This is a genomic window from Enterobacter sp. MALB-1 (assembly GCF_041021625.1).
GTDB classification, from domain to species: Bacteria; Pseudomonadota; Gammaproteobacteria; order Enterobacterales; family Enterobacteriaceae; genus Enterobacter; species Enterobacter oligotrophicus.
Map to the genome: position 1 here is coordinate 696,961 of NZ_JBDPJL010000001.1, position 17,028 is coordinate 713,988.

Consider the following 17,028-nt stretch of genomic DNA (forward strand, 5'->3'; position numbering starts at 1 on the left):
TCCTGCATTGATGTTCACTATTATTCAGACAATAAGAAACCTGCACCCAAATAAATGAGTGAAGTCTTTGCCGCAATAACTATTGCGGCAGGGATTTTATGATAATTATTTACGGATTAACGATTTGCGACCATATCGCTAATTCATCTATTCCGAGATATTCACGAATAATTAAACCGTCGCGCAATTCAAGCTGACTAATACCCGAAATAGAAACAGGTTTACGCGTCGGCGCGCCAAATTTTCCATAACCGTCATGCCAGGTTAAAAGTGACCAGCGCAGCGAGATGCGCACCGGCTCATTGGCATCTTTGCGCACAATTAAATGGTGAAGCTGGGTTTCGCTGTCGGCGAACGAGGCACGGTATCCAGAGAGCAGAGCACTGATTTCGGCCTCGCCGGTGCCCATGCAGTGGCCTGGCGCATATAACGTGGCGGCCGGATGGTACAAACCGGGCACAGTACCGCTGTTACCACCCGCCCACATGGTCAGATAGCGTTCAATCACGCCTGCAATAGGGCCTTCGACATCATCCCCTTCAGGGCCGCCCGCCCAGCGCGCGTGCAGTACGTCTGCCGGGCTGTTTTCCAGCCCCAGTTGCTCACGGGCGCTGCCCAGGCTGCGGGCAAATTCACGCACGTCCAGCCCCAACTGCGCAACAATTGCGGCTCTGTCCTGCAGCAACCACTCCTGACGTATCGCGCCATCGGCGCAAATACGATCCGCCCAGGTGCGCACCCAGACGCTCTTGCCCGTCGGCGCACCAAAAAAGCCCTCGCCCTGATGGCGAATCGATGCCATTGTCCGCTGAGAGGTGTAATACTCACCTCCTGGCGCTTCGGTACAGAGAATGTCCTCCGTCAGCACGCTGCGCTGCGGGAAGCTGTACATCGCCTCCAGGGTATGGCGCATAAACTGTGAAAGGTCGGTCAGCTGTTTTTCCGGAGTAATAAATACCACCGGTGTGGCATAAAAATCGGCCAGTTGACCAATATCTTTCTGCTCCCAGACAACGTGGGTCAGCGTGGTAATAAACTGCTGAATGGAGTCAAACTGGGGGCTGAAACCGGGCAATCTGCTCATTTAACCTCCTGAGGCTGAAACAGGGATACACCCTCTTTTTCAATGACGCCGCTGTGTGGCCGTCGGGCGGAGTGTCGCACCACCAGTTGACCCGGCACGGTAATCTGCTCAGGCTCAATGGTGTCGCTCTCAATTTGCTTCATCAGCAGTTCGACCGCCGCTTCCACCATCTCCTTTACAGGCTGTGACACAGAGGTCAATGCATAAGAAGGCCAGCCTGACGGGCCGGTATCGTCATAGCCAATGACCGACACATCCTGAGGAATTTGCAGGCCGAACTCGTAGCGCGCGACGTCCATCACCGTTAACGCCATGTGGTCGTTAGCCACAAAAATAGCATCCGGCACTGGCGGGGTTGAAAAGAGGGTATAGGCTGCGCGGATGGTCTGCCTGGTGTCATAGTCACCGTTAACCACTCTGACGTCGTTTATTCCCTGTTCCTGTAATGCGGCCAGAAAGCCACGCTGACGGGCGATATTCACCGACGAATCGGCCACGCCGCCCACATAGGCGTAACGCTGGTGTTCACCCGCCATCAGGAATTCAGCGATTTGCCGTGCCGCCGCTTCATTATTGCTGTTAACACTGGAGGCCATACCGTTTTCCTGGCTTCGGTTAAACAGAACAACCGGTATCCCCGCAGCCAGACATTCGCCGGAGAGATCCAGCGAAAGCGTAACCGAGGCCAGCACGATGCCGTCCACCCGGTACTGCATGATCTGATCGAAAATCCTGTCCACGTTTCCATCTTTGTCGCCCACAAACAGCAGCAGGTGGTAATTGAGAGTGTCCAGTTTTTGCGCCAGCGCTTCCAGAACCTGCGGATAGAACTGGTTATCGAAATAGGAAATCACCACGCCGATGATGCGCGACCGGGCGGTATTGAGAGAGCGGGCAATCGCGTTTGGTCGATAGCCAAGCTCCCGTGCCGCTTTCAGCACTTTTTCACGGGTTGCCGGGGAGATACTCGCCCCAGGCGTAAAGCTCCGTGATACCGCCGACTGCGATACGCCTGCCAGTTGCGCCACCTGCTGCGACGTGACCGCCGCAAAACTCTTACGTTTCATTACCCCGGTTCCTCATCCTGGACTCTTCCCAACGCCGTAACAACGCCGTCAGAAAGAGGGTGTTTTTTATACTTACACCATCTTTGCATGCGTATGCAACAAGCAAAATTAATTTTCTCACAATGTTAATCAGGTCACTTTACAAAATTGAAACCTTTTCGTAACTTCAATTCTTGAATACGTATTCATGCGTGATTTATGCCGTCAACGATACCGGGCAAATGGAGCAACGAACAGAGGGAAGAGCCGGTAAATGCCGTTCTTGATTGGTTCAAAACCATTAATTATCAGAGGTTCAAACCATGTTTCGAGCACTACTCCGCCGACCTGAAGCCCGGCTTTTTTTCATCATCAGTATCCTGTTTTTCATTTGCATTCATAGTATTGACGCGTTTCTTGCACCTATGATGCTTGACCAGGGCATTGAGCCACAGGTGATGGGAATCATTATGGGGGCCAGCGGTCTGGCTACGCTGCTCATCCGTTTCCCCCTGGGGATTATTTCTGATGTGGTAAAAAGCCGGAAAATCTTTATTCAAATCAGCCTGATGCTACCCATTTTTACCTGGCCTTTGGCCTGGCTGGAACCGAATGCGGTCACGCTGTATCTGGCGAAAGCAGCAGATGGCGTCACCGCCGCCACGTGGGTTTTGTATAACATCCTGTTTATCCGTTACTTTGACCGAAAGGAAGCTCCGGCTGCTGTGGCGCTGCTGGCACTGGCAGGCCCGGTGGGTGTTTTTATTGGTAACTGCGTAGGTGGTTTATTAATTCACTATTTTGAGAACAACATCGCATTTTTGCTTTCCTGCGTTTCCGGATTGCTGGCGCTGATTCTTACCCCCCGTATTAGCGATGTCCACGACCCGGTGCAGGCCCCCACGCTGCAGGCGTGTATCGCCGGGGCGCGTAAACAACTGTGCGACCGCTCGGTATGGATGATCGGCATTTTAGCCACCATTGTTATCCTTGTACCGTTTGCCACCCGCGATACCCTGACTCCCATTTACGCCGAGCAACTCGGTGCCAGAGCGGGCATCCTGTCGCTGTTAAGCAATATTCATCTGATCTTCTATGCGCTTGCTATCGCCCTGTGCAGTGCAGTGTTTTATAAGCGTCTGGGCGTGATGAAAACGGCTGTCGTGGGCATCGTTTTGCAGGTGGTTTCTACCCTCGGCATCCCTTTTACCGACAACATGTACCTGATTTACGCCCTGCAGGCGCTGGCCGGTTTCTCGTTCGGCATGGCCTTTGCCGCGTTTATGTCTCTCAGCGTGGTTAACACGACCTCGGATGAACAATCCACCCGCATGGGACTTTTCCAGACTATCTATTCACTGGGCATGTTTATCGGTCCGGTAATTATGGGCGTCATGCTGCAACATATTAATCTGGCGTCCGGCTATCTGTTTATTGCCGCGCTTTCCGTTGTTGCCGTCATTATTACGCCGCTGTCCGTGCGTTGGGTTAATAACCGGCAGATAAATTCTTCATCTGATTTATCCGCGAACGGGCAACTCGCCTCCGCTCGCGACCAGTAATTTTTTCAGGTAAGCACTCCATCCTGGTTCACCGGGAGGGGATCTCTCATTCTCATTTTGAAAGGAGTACATCATGGCCTATGTTCTAAAAACCAGTAAACCTGTGCAGGAACGTCAGGAAGCCCAGCGGCAAATAAGAGAAACGGTTGAACTTATTCTTGCTGATATTGAAGCGCGCGGGAATAAAGCCATTCGCGAATTAGCGATTAAATTCGATAACTACGATCGTCAGGATTATCGCCTGAGCGATGCCGAAATTAATAGCTGCATGCGCCAGCTAAGTCGTCAGGATATTGCGGATATTGAATTTGCCCAGGAGCAGGTTTTTAATTTCGCCCGCAAACAAAAAGCCTGCCTGCTGGATTTGGAAGTCGAGACGCGTCCTGGCGTTATTCTCGGCCACAAGAATATCCCGATTAACGCCGTCGGGTGCTATGTGCCGGGGGGCAAATATCCGCTGCTGGCGTCAGCGCATATGTCGATTATCACGGCTAACGTCGCGGGTTGTTCGCGCATTATCAGCTGCGCACCGCCCTTTAACGGCCAGCCAGCACCGGCGATCGTCGCCGCTCAGAAGATGGCAGGGGCAACGGAAATTTATGCTTTGGGGGGCATCCAGGCTATCGGCGCGATGGCACTCGGCACCGACACGCTGGCTCCGGTAGATATGCTGGTAGGGCCGGGCAACGCTTTCGTGGCGGAGGCAAAACGCCAGCTATTTGGCCGGGTTGGTATTGACCTGTTTGCCGGGCCGACTGAAACGCTGGTGATTGCCGATGAGAGCGTCGATGCAGAAATGTGCGCCACCGACCTCCTCGGGCAGGCAGAACACGGCGTAACCACGCCTGCCATTTTGCTGACCAATTCAGAGAAGCTCGCCAGAGAGACGATGGCAGAAGTTGAACGGCTGCTGGAAAAACTACCTACCGCAGATATCGCCCGTCGCGCCTGGGAAGATTACGGAGAAGTGATCGTCTGCGAAAGCTACGAAGAGATGCTGAAAGAGGCCGATCGTATCGCCTCTGAACACGTACAGGTGATGACTGAACGTGACGACTGGTTCCTCGCCAATATGACCAACTACGGTGCGCTGTTCCTTGGCCCACGCACCAACGTGGCGTATGGCGATAAGGTGATTGGCACTAACCATACGCTGCCTACGCAGAAAGCTGCGCGTTACACCGGCGGCCTGTGGGTTGGCAAATTTATGAAGACGTGCACCTGGCAAAAGGTACTGAGCGACGAAGCCACGGCTGAAATTGGCAGCTACTGTTCACGCCTTTCGCTGCTGGAAGGATTTGCCGGACACGCTGAGCAGGCCAACGTTCGTGTGCGTCGCTATGGCAACACGGATGTGCCTTACGCCACGCCAGCACCGGTCAGAGAGAAGGTGTGATCATGAGGTTTCCTCAGACACCGTCATTTTCCCTGGCTGGCAGGCGAGCGCTGGTGACCGGAGGATCGAAGGGGCTCGGCTTTGCCTGCGCGGTCGCGCTGGCTCAGGCCGGAGCCGAAGTCTGGATCGCCGCCCGCAATCGTGACGATCTGGCCAGCGCAGTGGAGCTTGCTGCTGGCGAACACCTGGCGCTGCATCCGCTGGCGCTGGACATCACGGAATCTCAAAAGGTAGAGGAGACTCTTCGCCAGCTACCGGTCATGGACATTCTGGTTAACAGCGCCGGACTGGCTCGCCACCAGCCTTTTCTGGAGGTCAGCGATGCGAATTTTGATGCGGTCATGGCGCTTAACGTGCGGGCGACTTTCTTTGTCAGCCAGCAGATCGCGCGGCGCATGTGCGAGGCGGGAAACGGAGGCTCCATCATTCATCTTTCATCGCAAATGGGTCACGTGGGGGGGCCGCAGCGCAGCGTCTATTGTGCGTCGAAATTTGCCCTTGAAGGGCTGACGCGCACGATGGCGCTTGAGCTGGGCGAGGCCGGAATTCGGGTGAATACCTTATGCCCCACCTTTATTGAAACCGAGCTGTCGCGTCAGTCGCTGAGCGACCCGGACTTTCGCCGCTTCGTGATGAGCAACATTAAGCTGCCACGCCTGGGGAAAGTGGAAGATGTCATGGGGCCGGTGGTGTTCCTTGCCTCTGACGCGGCGGCGATGATCACCGGCAGTGCGCTGATGGTGGACGGAGGGTGGACCGCAACATGAATGCCTCTTTTATCGATAATAGCGATGTGCCGCTGGTGTTAATCGGCGGCACGCTCTGCAATGCCCGGCTATGGCAGCCATTGATTGCTCAACTGAACGTCCCGGCGGTTATTTGCCTGACCCTGTCCTGTGCCGATTCGGCACAGGAGTCTTCCCGACGGCTCCTGAACGTGCTGCCACCGCGCTTCCTGCTGGCGGGTTTCTCTCTGGGGGCCATTGTCGCGCTGCAAATGGTTGCTGATGCGCCTGAGCGGCTGGCGGGGCTGGCATTACTGTCGGTCAATCCGCTGGCGGATCGTCCTGAAAACGCGGTTACCCGACGGGCAGCCGTCAGGAATGCGCGCGAACAGGGGCACGGGAAATGGCTTTCTTCAACCCTCTGGCACCAGTATGTGGCACCGTCCAGCCTCGACAACCAGGAGTTACATGACGTCCTGTGCTTGATGGCGCAGGAGACGGACAGCGCAGTATTTGCCCGGCAGACTGAAATTGCGATCGGCCGTCGTGATAACCGTGCGGCGCTGAGCGCTCTTTTGTGTCCGGTGCTCATCATGAATGGCGAGCACGATCCTGTCTGTACGCCTGCACACCACCAGTTAGTTGCCGCAAGCGCAGCCCACGCCACGTGGATCACCCTGAGTTCAACGGGACATTTTTTTATCCTCGAGTCGGCGGAAAACGCCGCTGTTCCGTTACGGAAATGGATTACGGAGTCTTTGAATGCGAGTCAATAAAATCAAAACGGCGATTGCGGAACATCGCCCGGTCATCAACGGTTGGCTGGCCATTCCTTCCAGCTACAGCGCCGAAATCATGGGGCATCAGGGTTACGATGCGGTCACGGTCGATTTACAGCACGGGATGATAGATTTCGCCAGTGCACTGGCGATGTTACAGGCTCTCTCGGCTACGCCTGCCGTACCGCTGGTGCGGGTTGCTGACGATACGCCAGCGCAGATTATGCGGCTATTAGACGCGGGCGCTTACGGCGTGATTTGTCCGATGATATCGACGGCAGAGCAGGCACAACGCTTCGTTTCTGCCTGTCGTTATCCACCGCAGGGTAATCGTTCCTTCGGCCCTGCACGGGGTCTGCTCTATGGTGGCTCCGACTATCCTCTGCATGCAAACCACGAAATTCTTACGCTGGCGATGATTGAAACCCGCGAAGGGCTTGCCAACATTGATGCGATTCTGGATACCGAAGGGCTGGACGGCGTCTTTATTGGTCCGAACGATCTTTCTCTGACGTTGACGGGGACTGCCAGCGCAGAATCCACCCATCCGGATATGCTCGCGGCCATTGAGCGGGTCGTCAGCCGCTGTCGGGAGAAGCACAAAATCGCCGGTATTTTCTGCACCTCCGGCACAGCCGCCGCGCACCGCATCGCCGGGGGCTTCAATTTTGTGACACCCGCTAACGACGTTATGCAACTGGGCCGCGCATCGCGCGAAGCGATCGCCCTTGCTCGCGGCACTGAAATCCCTACTACCGGCGCGTCCGGTTATTAACAGGAGCTGAAATGAACGCAATTACGTTAACCGCTGCGCAGGCCCGCAGCCGTCTGGTCGCACCGGAAGATATGGTCTCCTGCAATCTGGCTTTTATTGATTGCAAGCTGCCGGGTTCACACCTCAAGCAGAACTATTCATTTATTGGCCCCGGCGTGACTCAGTCTTCATCACAGGTCGTCAATATCCCTGAACCGCATGGTTTTAATATTGGTGCAGCGGCGATGCCGAAGGGCGTGACCAATAATTTGCACCTGCACTTTACCGCCGAGGTCTTTTTAATTCATGAAGGATGCTGGCGTTTTCGCTGGGGGGCAAACGGTGAGCATGAGGCGGAATTCAGCGCGCCCGCTATTCTCACCATCCCGACGTGGATATTCCGGGGTTTTACTAATGTCAGCAAGGAAGATACCTGCGGCATGGTGTATACCGTGCTGGGTGGCAATAATACCGGTGGGATTATCTGGCATCCGTCGATACTGGAGGCGGCCAGCGAGTATGGGCTGTATCTGAGCAAAGATAATATGCTTATTGATGTAAATGCGGGTGATACGCTGCCTGAGAAATCGGGCCTGCTGGCACCGCTGGCCCCGGAGGAGATTGCGGCTCTGCGTGATTACTCCATTGAGGAGATGCGTCAGCGAGCAGTGACGGGCGAGGAGCGCCAGTGGTCGTCGGAGGGCTTGCTGGATGCGGTTCTGCCGGGTCACGGCGGCGAAATTGCCCCGGTTATTGGCTATGGCATTTCACAGGACCGTCACAGTGTGCCGCCAGTCACGCAACCGCACGGCTTCTCCGTGGAATGGCTTCGCTTGCGGGCTGAGCATCAGGTGGGGCGTCATCTTTGCCCTGATATTCAGGTGATTATGGTGTTCAAAGGATCACTGGAGGTGACGTGGAATCAGGAAGGGGAAGAGGTCAGCATTATTGCACCGGAACGTTCGGTTATTTCTGTTCCTGCCAACAGCTGGCGGCGCTACCGGGCGGTAGAAGGTGGGACAGAATTTATCCTTACCACGCAGGGGGATCAGCGAAAACGCGTGTACTGGGATGATGCGATTTTACAGCAGGCGAAGGCGCATAATCGTGGGCTCGATCCCGATGGCTATGTTTGCAAGCTGGATATTTTGCCCGTTACTGCCCGACGCGCTGGAGCCAGAATTGAGAAGCTAACAGAAGAGTGATTACCGGGTTTTAGGGGTTGTAAAGAAAAGGGCCAGCGCGTTTAGCGCCAGCCCTTGCTGTATCGGGTGGCCCCTGCTGGACTTGAACCAGCGACCAGACGATTATGAGTCCGAACTATATTTCATAAAAACAATGAGTTACAGTAAATTTAAGCGCATAGGATTTCGTATATTGTCGAAAAGTATTGCATAGTGCTGCGCTGTGCTGCCATTTTGCTACCACCAATTAGGTTTAAAGGGTTAAGTTGAACCGCTTCTGTTAACCGCCCCTTTTTTTTACGCTGTTACACGCTCGTTCCACGCGTCTGAATATTGGACGTTTCCATCGCAATACTTCCAGGTGATCCGCTCATAACGTAGCTGTATGCCCTCGTTGTGATTGTGAATCTGTAGCGCCGGCTCTTTGCAGTTATGCATAACTGGGTTAATGCTGACTACCCGGACGTTTTCGAGCAGCATATTGAAATACTCTACCTCTTGCCCCGCATCATTGATTTTATACCACTTGATTTCCGCGCTTTTCAGTGTCTGGCCGGTGGCTACGGCCTTATAAAGATACGGGCTGGAACTATCAAACTCTTTTTCGATTACAAGCGGAGCATGTAATCGTGTACCGGTGATTTTTCCTGTGTTGTTGTCAGTAGGCACAAGCAGACCGTGACTGAAAGAAAGCACTTCGATACTTCCCTCCCGAGCTTTTACATCTACAGATCCTTTGATATCTGCGCCGCCATCATCTTTAAGCCACAAGTAAGCAGGAATAGCCATTTTTAAAACCCCATTTTATGTAATGAGAATAAACCCCCCCATTAACGGCTAAAACCTGATCGCAGGTAATACAAATTGTGTTATAGATTCGTATTATTTAAACGTGTTACTTATTGATGTTGCAAATAAAATTAATAGATTGATCTCAAACAGTACCGCGCCGCGCCGTTGCTCTTATGTTGCTGGTTTTGCCGGGCAGAAGGGATTAACGATGGCATGTATACCGATTTACCCGCCGCGCGGGCTGGAGATTTTGCGCGAACATATCAGGCTCGCGCGTGCGCGTAACGAAGTACAAGACATGGCCGCCCCGCTTACGTATGTGTGGTTTTATGAGCGAGTAAGAAACGGCGGCCCGTGGGATTTCAAACAAAAAAAACGGATATGGGCTGACTTCGGTAATTTTCATTATGGCGCGGTAGGTTACGCTGCCAGCATTCCTGCAGAGATTTTGCATATAGCTGCTGGCGCGGCTCAGTGGAAAGCCGGCACATCAAGACCAGAATGGGGTAATTTCACGGGGGCCCCGCCATTTGGTGATGATCCGATAGACCAATTCTGGATAAGGCAAGGCATAGACTATGTTAAACAGCACCATTTTTAAGGCGCTGCACTGGATCGCCACTATTCTTATGGCTCTGATGATCGCGGGGTACTGTTATTTTCAGCATATCCAGCGCTTAACAGTGCGAGACAAGATTTATGAGATTCGCCAGCTCACGCCCCGGACGTGGTTATATATCACTGAATACGCAGAGCCGGACATGACCACGGGAAATGTTTACCGCTATTTTCTGGCGAGCAAGATTGACGGCGATCCGCTGGTGGCTCTCGAAAAACAACATATCGCACCCACGCTCACGGCGAACACGCCGCGCGCGAAAGTAGACGGCATAGGCAATAACATCTCTTTCACGATTCACGGCACTGTATACAGCTTTACAACCTCCTCTTTGTTTTACGATGCAGATGGTATAGCCGCCGCCCCCTCTATAGACTTAACAGCGCGTGGCGAGGGTTGGAAGCGAGGGAGTGGTATAAATAATTAGATAATTATTTAATTAAATAATGCTTGTTATCGGGTCAATGACACGATGAGCCGCGTGTAAGTTTTCACGGCGTACCCGCCGCCGTACACGGTTCAAAAGTGCACTGTGATTGTCCTCCGGGTTCGGAAAGGGGCTTTTGGTGCGCTTGCTTCACCGCAATAATTACAGCCAGAATCCCCCACCATATACGATCTGCGAATTCGCAATTAAGCGCCCAGAAAATATACGTTTTTATCGTGTTTTGATTGGCTGGTTAGCCGGGAACCACTAGCGCTGGTGGTAGGTGGTAAGACAATCCCCGTAGGTTACCGAACGCTATACGGCCCGCTTCATCGAATTTTTACACCCGCGAAAATAAAAAATTGGGATGAGATGGTGTGAACGGTCATAAATCAACCATAAATCACTATAATTACTTTTCTGGAATATCCCCGGCATATCCCCGAATAAAAAAGGGCCAGCGCGTTTAGCGCCAGCCCTTGCTGTATCTGGTGGCCCCTGCTGGACTTGAACCAGCGACCAAGCGATTATGAGTCATAAAATCAGCATGTTTCTAATTGTTCGCCATAGCCTCTATTTGTATTTTTAATTGTTAATAATCAAATAGTTACAAAGTAATTTTTGTTTCTGATTGGTTCTCTTATTTCCTCATTGTACTATCCTTACCTGACCCATTACCTGACCCAAAATGGGCATTGGGTCAGGTAACGCTTATCCTCAGAAAGGTAACCTCATGGCCGCTAATCTTACCGAGACTGCTATACGCGGATTGAAGACAAAAAGCACGTCGTACTACGTGTGGAGCAACAGCGCTCAGCGCGGTACCGGCAGGCTTGGCGTCAAAGTTCAGCCTTCAGGTAGCAAGGTTTTTTATTTCCGTTACTACGTTGAGAAAGGGAAGAAAGAGAAATTCATCCAGTTGGGCATCTGGCCTGAGATGAAACTGGTGACGGCCAATGATCTGGCGAAAAAGTATGGTGCCTGGCTTGTTGAAGGAAAAGATCCCCAGCAAGAGCTTGAACAACAGCGCCTGGCCGAACAGCACATCATGCAGCTACATCGTTCGCAGGGATCGTTTGAAGAACTGGTGCATGGCTATGTTAACAAGATGAAACTCGACAACAAGCGTACCTGGGCCGATGTGCTGAAGCGTCTTGAAAAAGAGTGTTATTCGGTCATTCCTCGCGAAACCAAAGCGAAAGATGTCACGCCGTTACAGATCAAAACAATCTTGTCTGGCATTATCCAGCGTGATGCTGTGGTCCATGCAAACCGGATTCGTTCCTACCTGATGGCGGCATTTAACTACGGTCTGAAAGCCGATAACGATCCGATGAATACCAGTGTGGGTATCACGTTCGGTCTTGAAGTTAACCCGGTCTCGGCTATACCGAAGCAGTCTTCGGCGGAAAAAGTGGGTGATACATGGTTAACGCTGGAAGAGCTTCGTTTTGTCATGGAGCGGTTTGCAGAGTCCACCAACGTAGGACCGTTGATGCAGCATCTTATCCGCTTCTGTGTTTATGCTGGTGGGCAGCGACCGTTTGAAATGATTGCCAGCCAGTGGAGTGCGATTGACTGGCAGCAAAAGACGTTACTGGTCATAGCCGATGTATCGAAAAACAAGCGCGAACACCTGATCCCGCTGACTGAATCGGCGCTACAGGAATTAGCCTCAGTGAAAGAACTGACTAAGGAAAGTAACAGTCCCTATATTTTCCCGCTATCAACTAACGGTAAGCGTCCGGTACGTACTGATAGCCTGGCGCGTTCCATCATGTATTTTCGTGCCTTTAATCCTGAGTTTAAAGTTTTCACCGCACGAGATTTACGCCGCACCTGTAAAACGCTGATGGGGGAGGCGGGGATCAGCAAAGAGATCCGGGACCGTATTCAGAACCATGCTCTGAATGACGTCAGCTCGAAACATTATGACCGTTATGATTACCTGCCTGAAAAGCGTAGGGCGCTTGAGATCTGGGAAGACCGGGTTAACAACTATCAGCGGCAGCAGGAAAACAACGTTGTGAACCTGTTTGGGCGGAGGTAAGGGGTTGTCAAAATATGAGCTTAATTCAGCGGAAGAGCGTTATCAGCCAGGCTCTAACGACCTGGTGCTTGCCAATAAATTGGGGATAGTTGATGAGCAGGAAATGGAGGCGCTGGAGTCTGGCTTGTTGTTGATGCTTTATGAGCAGTTATTTATCGAAGGCCAGCCGCCTGCTGAGCTGGCTTTTGAACATATCAGCGGCTGGCATCGTCAATGGCTGGGGAATGTGTACGACTGGGCAGGGAGGCTACGTAACGCTAACCTGACTAAGGATGGTTTTCAGTTTGCGGCTGCCGACAGGATTCCGCTGCTGCTTGATGGCTTCGAGAAGCAGTTTCTTTCTCGGTCTGGTGAACTCAAATCCCTGGCTCGTCTGGAGCTGGTAAGTTATCTGGCCGTATGCCATGTGGAGTTTATTTTGATCCACCCCTTCAGAGAAGGTAACGGGCGTCTGTCGCGGCTACTTTGCGATGTGCTGTCGGTTCTGGCAGGGAAGGGCTTACTTGATTACAGCCTGTGGGATGAGCACAAGGCGTTTTACTTCAAGGCAATACAGGCAGGCGTGTCAGGGAACTACAGCCCCATGATACAACTGGTGAACGATATCTTGCCAGACTAGCGGGCGAGGCCAACGGCTTTCGCCTGTGCCTGATTTTGTTTCAGTTGCTGCTCAATTTTTTGCACAGAAACACCGGTTTCGATCGCGGTTGAGCTGGCAACGGCACGATAGATTTGGGCTTTTGTTACAGGTGTTTTCTTCATGATGCTGTGTTCTCTTAAGTTAATCCGGAAATTTTAGAGGGTAACGGGGCTGCTTGCAAGGCATAGACTGAATGCCACTTTTCAGTTATATAAATCAATATATAAAGCACATATAGCGCAAGCAGCGAAGCGCCACACAGGACGACAAGTCGAATGACATTAAAGCGGCCCGATTTTTACCCTTTGGCAATGGCATCTGAAAAGTGCCATATCATGTCTGAAAATTTACTGAATGATTGGCTTGATCATAAAGTTCCACTCTACATTCGGTTGGATGCTTTGCCATGCCAGATCGTCAGGTACCTTGGTGGAGGCCAATTTCTTCTTAAAGATTGGGAGAGGAAAATTAAATCAAGCATGGATTATTATCAGCATGAAAAAATGCCAGAGTTTAAAATAAGGCAGTTTTACCCGGAGAAAGATGCAGAAATTGAATCTCGACTTCTGGAAGGTGATTTGGGGATATGTCGTTATACCTACAATGGGCATGCACATGGTTACTGGCGGGTAAAGGCTACGCCAGTGACTCGTTTTGCTGAAGACCATTACGTGCTAACGGATATGGATACTGTCAGAGAAAATAATAATATTGCAGGTGCGATTGTGGTATATGGTAAAGATGATAGGGATTATTTGATATTTCCAAGTGGAGTTTTTCGAGATAAATCAGAACTGTTTTTTGATGCAAATGAATTGTCACCACAAAGTGTAGAAAGCATGCCCGGCGTGAAAAAAGAAAAACAAACCCGCATTTCTAGGCCAGAAAGAATAGCCCTGTATGTCATGCTGAAAGAGCATTATCTTGATGGCAATGGTGAGGTTAATTTTTCAAAAATGGCGGAGATGCTTACTGTGGCATCCAAAAAATATGGATTCAGTGACTCATTCAGTGATGACACTATCGCTAAGTGGATAAAACGTATTGAGAATGAAAATCAATAGACCCTCTCCCGCTGGTAATAAATCGTCATAATGGCGCTTCGTCCACTTTAAAGATGGAAAATCATCAATAAGTGGGCACGCCAGCTGAATCGAGAATTACAGCAACCGCATTAATCCCCGCAATAAGCGCTAACACCTTAATAAGGTGTCCGCTGCTGTCATTCAGTTACCCATCTGCGACATACTGCCCCCACTGAAACAAAGGAGGCAGTATGAGTACAACATTTATCACCCCCACCCCGGAAGAACGCCTGAAAATCCTGCGTGATTACGGCGAGCATGGTGATCGTCTGGTACGTGAACGGGAACGCCAGCGTATCACGTCCATTTCCCGCTCTACCGCGTGGAAACTGGAACAGGTTGGAAAGTTTCCACAGCGTAAGTCTATCGGCCTGAAATCCTGCGGATGGCTGTTAAGTGACCTGCTTTGTTGGATCAATTATCGTTAACCTTAGGTTTTTTTATTTATTTTTTTGTTTTTTCCTTAAATGCCCCGTGTTCATCCTGCTATTTCTTCCATTAATAGCGGAATAGCAATGTGAGGGGAATCGTTTTAAACGTTAACTGAATAAGAGGTATCTATGCTGTGTGGTCGTCCTTTCCCTGTGCATGTGTTCCCGCAGATCATCAGAAATGCGGTATATGAAGTGGAACAGCACACGCAGGCTCCTCAGGCTTTGATTGCCGCATCGGTACTGGGGGTTATTTCACTTGCCTGCCAGAACCGGATTGATGTGTGCCGACTGAAAAATCTGCGCAGTCCGGTCTCGCTTTTCTTACTGACTCTGGCGGAATCTGGTGAACGCAAAAGCACTGTGGACAAACTACTGATGAAGCCATTGTATCAACTGGAAGAAGAATGGTTTGAAAAATATACCCAGGACCTGGTTGTCTGGAGGAATGAAGAAACGGTTTTTAATATTGAAAAGAAAGCCCTGATGTCAAAATTGAAATCCGATATTCGCCGTAATAAAGATCACTCCACAACGAATGAACGGCTGAAAGAGCTACTGGCCGCGTCCCCGAAAGCACCGGTCAGGTTCAGGCAGATATACAACGATGCCACACCTGCGGCGATGAAAGACTCTCTCTGTGGACGCTGGCGGTCCATCGGGCTTATGTCTGATGAAGCTGGCACCATTTTTAACGGCTACGCGCTGAATGAACTGCCTTTCATCAATAAAATGTGGGATGGCGCAATGTTTCCCGTGGAAAGAAAAAGCGAGCCAGATAAATTAATCAAAGATGCCAGAATGACGCTGGGGCTGATGATTCAGCCTGATGTGTTTAAAAAAGGGTATCTGGAACGAAAAGGCGATGCCGCGAAAGGGATCGGATTCTTCGCCCGATGTCTGATATGTCAACCGGGTTCAACACAGGGCTACAGACAAATTACCAGTCCGGTTGTCTCAAGTGAGCATCTGCCGGTATTTCATCAACGACTGATAGACATTGTTAACGAGAGCATTGCCAGAAATGAGGAAAATGAGCGTCAGTGTCTGCGTTTCTCTCCCGAAGCAGAAAAACGCTGGCTCGAATTTTATAACAAAGTCGAGTCAGAAATGGGGCTGATTGGCTTCCTGTCTGATTTTAAGGATTATGCTTCTAAAATGGCGGAGAATATGGCGAGGATCGCCGCACTGCTGCATTACTTCAACGGCGATGAAGGAGAAATATCCCTTACTGCCGTGGAAGCCGCAGTAGATATAATCGCCTGGTATGTGGATGAGTATGTGAGAATTTTCTCTAAACCCCAGACGTTGCTGCTGGTAAGTTCAGAAGCAGACGAACTTTACTCGTGGATAAAAGATTATTGCTACAGGTGTGTGGTGCCGTATATCAGGAAGACAACCATCCTGCAATATGGCCCGAATCGGTTCAGGAACCGGAGTAAAGTGAATGAACTGCTCAGTACACTTTATTCGCAAAACAAAATACGGGCAGAGAAAAGAGGGAAAACCATTTTCATACAACCTGTCGATGGTTTTATATAACGAACAGAGCAAAGACAAGACGGAATAATCACTTTATTAAACAGTCATTACTGTAACTAATTACAGAGTAACTTTTAATCAGTCATCGCAGGCTGTGGCTATTCTTTGCCTGAAATTAAGTGTCGGATAGTTATTATATTGTACTGTCATTAACAATATCTGTATATCCACCACACTAATAGCCATACCAGTAATGCGATGACTGCTATCTATCAAGGAATAAATCATTATGAATCTCTACGATAGCGAGTATGGAAGTCATGTTAAATCATACAAAGAAAGAATTATCGAAGTTATTAATAAGGCTGTTAAAGAACACGGACGTACACTGGCAATACGGGTGGATCTGCATGACCCGGTTATTCTGGATAATGGTGATACCATTTCCTGTATCGCGAATACTGATTCAGGAGCTATATCAAGATTTACCAATTCACTGAAAGCCAAACTGGCAGCAGATGAACAGCGCAAGCGTAAAGAAGGTAAACGGGTATACCCGAATACGCTCCGCTATGCGTGGGTGAGGGAATTTACTCAGAATGGTAAGCGTCATTTTCACGTATTTCTATTTCTGAACAAGGATGCTTACTACCACTTAGGGGATTTTAATCTGGATGAAGATACGCTAAGAACCATGATTACATCAGCATGGTGTAGCGCATTAAACCTGACTCCCGAAGAGGGGCAGCACTTGGTGCAGTACCCTGCTAATGGTAAATATACCCTGAACCGTGATGATATTCTCAATAATATTTATTCTGGCGATTTACTGAACCGGATTGATTATCTCACCAAAGTGAAAAGCAAGATCTTTGATGACGGGAACAGATCGTTTGGGTGTAGTAATAATTAATACCAATGAGTTTTAATGCCCTTGTCGCAATGAAAAGGGCATTTTATTAACATGAAAAT

At 50.5% G+C, this 17,028-nt stretch carries 18 protein-coding genes; 14 read left to right on the forward strand and 4 right to left on the reverse strand.

The genetic code is table 11. The features are described from left to right. Positions 1 to 109: 109 nt before the first annotated feature. Positions 110 to 1,084: a nuclear transport factor 2 family protein gene (locus tag ABGB15_RS03370; protein WP_215722478.1), complete on the reverse strand. Its 975-nt coding sequence runs from the start codon at positions 1,082 to 1,084 to the stop codon at positions 110 to 112. Next, positions 1,081 to 2,151, reverse strand: coding sequence for a LacI family DNA-binding transcriptional regulator (locus ABGB15_RS03375; RefSeq protein ID WP_152082317.1), 1,071 nt, complete (start codon positions 2,149 to 2,151; stop codon positions 1,081 to 1,083). The genes ABGB15_RS03370 and ABGB15_RS03375 overlap by 4 nt, the downstream gene beginning before the upstream one ends. A gap of 302 nt (positions 2,152 to 2,453) precedes the next feature. Between ABGB15_RS03375 and ABGB15_RS03380 the strand changes: the two genes are divergently transcribed. From ABGB15_RS03380 to ABGB15_RS03405, 6 genes are all read left to right on the forward strand, one after another. Then, entirely contained in the window at positions 2,454 to 3,692 is a 1,239-nt protein-coding gene (locus tag ABGB15_RS03380; protein WP_369064099.1) for an MFS transporter, read from the forward strand. Between the two features lie 73 nt (positions 3,693 to 3,765). Continuing rightward, a complete protein-coding gene (gene hisD / locus ABGB15_RS03385) occupies positions 3,766 to 5,088 on the forward strand; it encodes a histidinol dehydrogenase (RefSeq protein WP_152082315.1) in 1,323 nt (440 codons plus the stop codon). Between the two features lie 2 nt (positions 5,089 to 5,090). Continuing rightward, entirely contained in the window at positions 5,091 to 5,855 is a 765-nt protein-coding gene (locus ABGB15_RS03390; RefSeq protein WP_215722479.1) for an SDR family NAD(P)-dependent oxidoreductase, read from the forward strand. After that, on the forward strand, positions 5,852 to 6,589 hold the full coding sequence (locus tag ABGB15_RS03395; RefSeq protein WP_215722480.1) for an alpha/beta fold hydrolase: 738 nt from the start codon (positions 5,852 to 5,854) through the stop codon (positions 6,587 to 6,589). Before ABGB15_RS03390 ends, ABGB15_RS03395 begins: the two co-directional genes overlap by 4 nt. After that, positions 6,576 to 7,367 carry an HpcH/HpaI aldolase/citrate lyase family protein gene (locus ABGB15_RS03400; RefSeq protein ID WP_215722481.1) on the forward strand — a complete coding sequence of 264 codons (792 nt, stop codon included), beginning with the start codon at positions 6,576 to 6,578 and terminating at the stop codon, positions 7,365 to 7,367. The genes ABGB15_RS03395 and ABGB15_RS03400 overlap by 14 nt, the downstream gene beginning before the upstream one ends. An 11-nt stretch (positions 7,368 to 7,378) precedes the next feature. Beyond that, complete coding sequence (locus ABGB15_RS03405) at positions 7,379 to 8,551, forward strand: cupin (RefSeq protein WP_152082311.1); 1,173 nt, start codon at positions 7,379 to 7,381, stop codon at positions 8,549 to 8,551. Positions 8,552 to 8,827: 276 nt separating this feature from the next. On the opposite strand, the gene ABGB15_RS03410 is transcribed toward ABGB15_RS03405, so the two are convergent. Beyond that, positions 8,828 to 9,319 (reverse strand): Hcp family type VI secretion system effector, encoded by a 492-nt coding sequence (locus tag ABGB15_RS03410; RefSeq protein ID WP_215722482.1) that lies wholly within the window; start codon positions 9,317 to 9,319, stop codon positions 8,828 to 8,830. Between the two features lie 103 nt (positions 9,320 to 9,422). Between ABGB15_RS03410 and ABGB15_RS03415 the strand changes: the two genes are divergently transcribed. The 4 genes from ABGB15_RS03415 to ABGB15_RS03430 all read left to right on the forward strand — a co-directional run bounded on the left by ABGB15_RS03415 (position 9,423) and on the right by ABGB15_RS03430 (position 13,037). After that, positions 9,423 to 9,923 (forward strand): polymorphic toxin type 44 domain-containing protein, encoded by a 501-nt coding sequence (locus ABGB15_RS03415; RefSeq protein WP_313326859.1) that lies wholly within the window; start codon positions 9,423 to 9,425, stop codon positions 9,921 to 9,923. After that, positions 9,901 to 10,368: a hypothetical protein gene (locus ABGB15_RS03420; protein ID WP_215722483.1), complete on the forward strand. Its 468-nt coding sequence runs from the start codon at positions 9,901 to 9,903 to the stop codon at positions 10,366 to 10,368. Before ABGB15_RS03415 ends, ABGB15_RS03420 begins: the two co-directional genes overlap by 23 nt. 733 nt (positions 10,369 to 11,101) lie before the next feature. Next, positions 11,102 to 12,418 carry a tyrosine-type recombinase/integrase gene (locus ABGB15_RS03425; RefSeq protein WP_369064100.1) on the forward strand — a complete coding sequence of 439 codons (1,317 nt, stop codon included), beginning with the start codon at positions 11,102 to 11,104 and terminating at the stop codon, positions 12,416 to 12,418. A gap of 4 nt (positions 12,419 to 12,422) precedes the next feature. Then, the gene (locus ABGB15_RS03430; protein WP_181145318.1) at positions 12,423 to 13,037 is read left to right on the forward strand and encodes a Fic family protein; all 615 of its coding nucleotides are present in this window, start codon (positions 12,423 to 12,425) and stop codon (positions 13,035 to 13,037) included. Here the strand turns inward: ABGB15_RS03430 and ABGB15_RS03435 are convergent. Further along, positions 13,034 to 13,180, reverse strand: a complete 147-nt coding sequence (locus ABGB15_RS03435; RefSeq protein ID WP_089591852.1) for a hypothetical protein — start codon at positions 13,178 to 13,180, stop codon at positions 13,034 to 13,036. The genes ABGB15_RS03430 and ABGB15_RS03435 overlap by 4 nt on opposite strands. Positions 13,181 to 13,393: 213 nt before the next feature. On the opposite strand from ABGB15_RS03435, the gene ABGB15_RS03440 reads away from it, so the two are divergent. The 4 genes from ABGB15_RS03440 (at position 13,394) to ABGB15_RS03455 (ending at position 16,969) form a co-directional block, all read left to right on the forward strand. Further along, the gene (locus ABGB15_RS03440; RefSeq protein WP_369064101.1) at positions 13,394 to 14,122 is read left to right on the forward strand and encodes a hypothetical protein; all 729 of its coding nucleotides are present in this window, start codon (positions 13,394 to 13,396) and stop codon (positions 14,120 to 14,122) included. Positions 14,123 to 14,334: 212 nt separating this feature from the next. Beyond that, a complete protein-coding gene (locus tag ABGB15_RS03445; RefSeq protein WP_031518881.1) occupies positions 14,335 to 14,571 on the forward strand; it encodes an AlpA family transcriptional regulator in 237 nt (78 codons plus the stop codon). Between the two features lie 132 nt (positions 14,572 to 14,703). Continuing rightward, positions 14,704 to 16,116: a YfjI family protein gene (locus tag ABGB15_RS03450; protein WP_031518878.1), complete on the forward strand. Its 1,413-nt coding sequence runs from the start codon at positions 14,704 to 14,706 to the stop codon at positions 16,114 to 16,116. Between the two features lie 229 nt (positions 16,117 to 16,345). Further along, positions 16,346 to 16,969, forward strand: coding sequence for an inovirus Gp2 family protein (locus ABGB15_RS03455; RefSeq protein WP_369064102.1), 624 nt, complete (start codon positions 16,346 to 16,348; stop codon positions 16,967 to 16,969). The last annotated feature ends 59 nt before the right edge of the window (positions 16,970 to 17,028 follow it).

Coding starts and splice junctions, on each gene's coding strand:
- ABGB15_RS03370 (WP_215722478.1), bottom strand. CDS start 1,084: ATGAGCAGATTGCCCGGTTTCAGCCCCCAGTTTGACTCCATTCAGCAG.
- ABGB15_RS03375 (WP_152082317.1), bottom strand. CDS start 2,151: ATGAAACGTAAGAGTTTTGCGGCGGTCACGTCGCAGCAGGTGGCGCAA.
- ABGB15_RS03380 (WP_369064099.1), top strand. CDS start 2,454: ATGTTTCGAGCACTACTCCGCCGACCTGAAGCCCGGCTTTTTTTCATC.
- hisD (WP_152082315.1), top strand. CDS start 3,766: ATGGCCTATGTTCTAAAAACCAGTAAACCTGTGCAGGAACGTCAGGAA.
- ABGB15_RS03390 (WP_215722479.1), top strand. CDS start 5,091: ATGAGGTTTCCTCAGACACCGTCATTTTCCCTGGCTGGCAGGCGAGCG.
- ABGB15_RS03395 (WP_215722480.1), top strand. CDS start 5,852: ATGAATGCCTCTTTTATCGATAATAGCGATGTGCCGCTGGTGTTAATC.
- ABGB15_RS03400 (WP_215722481.1), top strand. CDS start 6,576: ATGCGAGTCAATAAAATCAAAACGGCGATTGCGGAACATCGCCCGGTC.
- ABGB15_RS03405 (WP_152082311.1), top strand. CDS start 7,379: ATGAACGCAATTACGTTAACCGCTGCGCAGGCCCGCAGCCGTCTGGTC.
- ABGB15_RS03410 (WP_215722482.1), bottom strand. CDS start 9,319: ATGGCTATTCCTGCTTACTTGTGGCTTAAAGATGATGGCGGCGCAGAT.
- ABGB15_RS03420 (WP_215722483.1), top strand. CDS start 9,901: ATGTTAAACAGCACCATTTTTAAGGCGCTGCACTGGATCGCCACTATT.
- ABGB15_RS03425 (WP_369064100.1), top strand. CDS start 11,102: ATGGCCGCTAATCTTACCGAGACTGCTATACGCGGATTGAAGACAAAA.
- ABGB15_RS03435 (WP_089591852.1), bottom strand. CDS start 13,180: ATGAAGAAAACACCTGTAACAAAAGCCCAAATCTATCGTGCCGTTGCC.
- ABGB15_RS03440 (WP_369064101.1), top strand. CDS start 13,394: ATGTCTGAAAATTTACTGAATGATTGGCTTGATCATAAAGTTCCACTC.
- ABGB15_RS03445 (WP_031518881.1), top strand. CDS start 14,335: ATGAGTACAACATTTATCACCCCCACCCCGGAAGAACGCCTGAAAATC.
- ABGB15_RS03450 (WP_031518878.1), top strand. CDS start 14,704: ATGCTGTGTGGTCGTCCTTTCCCTGTGCATGTGTTCCCGCAGATCATC.
- ABGB15_RS03455 (WP_369064102.1), top strand. CDS start 16,346: ATGAATCTCTACGATAGCGAGTATGGAAGTCATGTTAAATCATACAAA.